The 1,757-nt window shown below is 70.8% G+C and carries 2 protein-coding genes and 1 pseudogene; 2 read left to right on the top strand and 1 reads right to left on the bottom strand.

All coding sequences use genetic code 11. From position 1 onward, the window contains the following. Both CCN56_RS26910 and CCN56_RS26905 read left to right on the top strand, forming a co-directional pair. Nucleotides 1–483: pseudogene (locus tag CCN56_RS26910) on the top strand (hypothetical protein); the annotation flags it as partial. A gap of 10 nt (nt 484–493) precedes the next feature. Further along, on the top strand, nt 494–868 hold the full coding sequence (locus CCN56_RS26905) for a hypothetical protein (RefSeq protein WP_086830555.1): 375 nt from the start codon (nt 494–496) through the stop codon (nt 866–868). A gap of 41 nt (nt 869–909) precedes the next feature. Here the strand turns inward: CCN56_RS26905 and CCN56_RS26900 are convergent, their stop codons facing one another. Next, on the bottom strand, nt 910–1,695 hold the full coding sequence (locus CCN56_RS26900; RefSeq protein WP_086830554.1) for an ABC transporter permease: 786 nt from the start codon (nt 1,693–1,695) through the stop codon (nt 910–912). Nucleotides 1,696–1,757 lie beyond the last annotated feature (62 nt).

Below are 1,757 nucleotides of genomic sequence, written 5' to 3'. Positions count from 1 at the left end.
GCCGTCGGCCGGCCGACGGCCCCGCCGACCGGCGGTCATCCAAAGCAAGACCGCCAGGAGGACACCTCCCACCTTCCCCCCGAGGCCGTGGAGGAGGCATCGCCTCGGATCGACGACGCCCGCGCCCTCGTCGGCGTACTCCCCGTCCTCTCCCCCGCCCTGCGCCACATCCCGCCCGGCATGCGCGACGAACTCGCCCGCCTCGCCGCCCGCTGGCTCGACGCCGGGCACACCTCCACCGACGTCCACGAACACATCCTGCGCGGCCTTCCCGGTGACGGGACCCCCGTCCACCGGCCCGGCGGCCTCGTCCGCTACCTCCTGCGCGACGTACCCCGCCGCGAGCTGCCCTCCCTGGCCTCCTCCGGGCCGCGGATCTCCGCGCGGCTCGAAGGCACCCGCGAGTGCACCGGTCGCCATACCCAGACGACGCTGTTCCGGCCCGTCGGCGACGAGACGCACTGCTCCTCGTGCACTGCGTAGGGTCGGGCCCATGCACGCCACCCTGACGGAACACGCCCGATGCGTCTTCGGGGACGAGTACCGCCCCTCTCCGCCGTGCGACCGGGATCACGACGAGGCCTACTTCATCGAGGCCCTGACCTTCGCCGATGCCGACGCGATCCTGGCCATGCTGCGGGAGCTGTGCCCCCACCTGGCCGACGGGTACCTGCCCGTACGGATCCGCAACCTCGCGTACCGACTCGTTCTCCTTCAGCGGCCCGACGATCCCGAACTGATGCGGGAGGCAGCGGTCAGCCTTCACCTGCACGGGCCCGACTGGGACGACATCGCCGCCGCCCTCCAAGAACGGGCCGACGCCCTGGACGCGGCGAAGGCCCGTCCTGACCGCCGGCGTGGGCGGTAGCGACGGGCCTTCCGAAGGGGGCCGTTCATCGTGCGTCGGGGTCACTTGGGGTCTCGGTTGAACACCGCCTTCGACCAGAGGTAGCCGAGGGCGGTCAGGGCGAGGCACCAGGCCGGGGCGAGCCAGCCGTTGTGGCCGATCTCGGTGCCCAGGAGCAGGCCGCGGAGGGTTTCGATGGCCGGGGTGAAGGGCTGGTACTCGGCGATCGGCTGGAACCAGCCGGGCATCTGGTCGACCGGGACGAAGGTGCTGGAGATCAGCGGGAGGAAGATCAGCGGCATCGCGTTGTTGCTCGCCGCCTCCGCGTTCGGGCTCACCATGCCCATCCCGACCGCGATCCAGGTCAGGGCGGTGGCGAAGAGGACCAGCAGGCCGAAGGCCGCCAGCCATTCCAGGGCGGTGGCGTCGGTGGAGCGGAAGCCGATCGCCACGCCCACCGCGCCGACCAGGAGCACGCTGATGACCGACTGGAGCACGCTGCCGATGACGTGGCCGGTGATGACCGAGCCGCGGTGGATGGCCATGGTGCGGAAGCGGGCGGTGATGCCCTCGGTCATGTCGTTGGAGACGGAGACCGCCGTGCCGATCGTGGTCGAGCCGATCGTCATCAGGAGCAGGCCGGGGACCAGGTAGGCGATGTAGTCGGAGCGGTCTGCGCCGCCCATGCCCGCGCTCATCGTGTCGCCGAAGATGTAGACGAACAGCAGGAGCAGCATGATCGGGGTGAGCAGGAGGTTCAGGGTCAGGGAGGGGTAGCGGCGGGCGTGCAGGAGGTTGCGGCGCAGCATCGTCGACGTGTCACGGACGGCGAGGGACAGCGAGCTCATCGGACAGCTTCCTTCGGGTGGTCGGTGGCGGTGAGGGCGAAGAAGACGTCGTCCAGGTCCGG

This window comes from Streptomyces sp. NRRL B-24572, from assembly GCF_002156145.1.
GTDB lineage: Bacteria > Actinomycetota > Actinomycetes > Streptomycetales > Streptomycetaceae > Streptomyces > Streptomyces vietnamensis.
The sequence above is the reverse complement of the archived record's forward strand: the minus strand, read 5'-3'. Positions and strand labels throughout refer to the sequence as shown.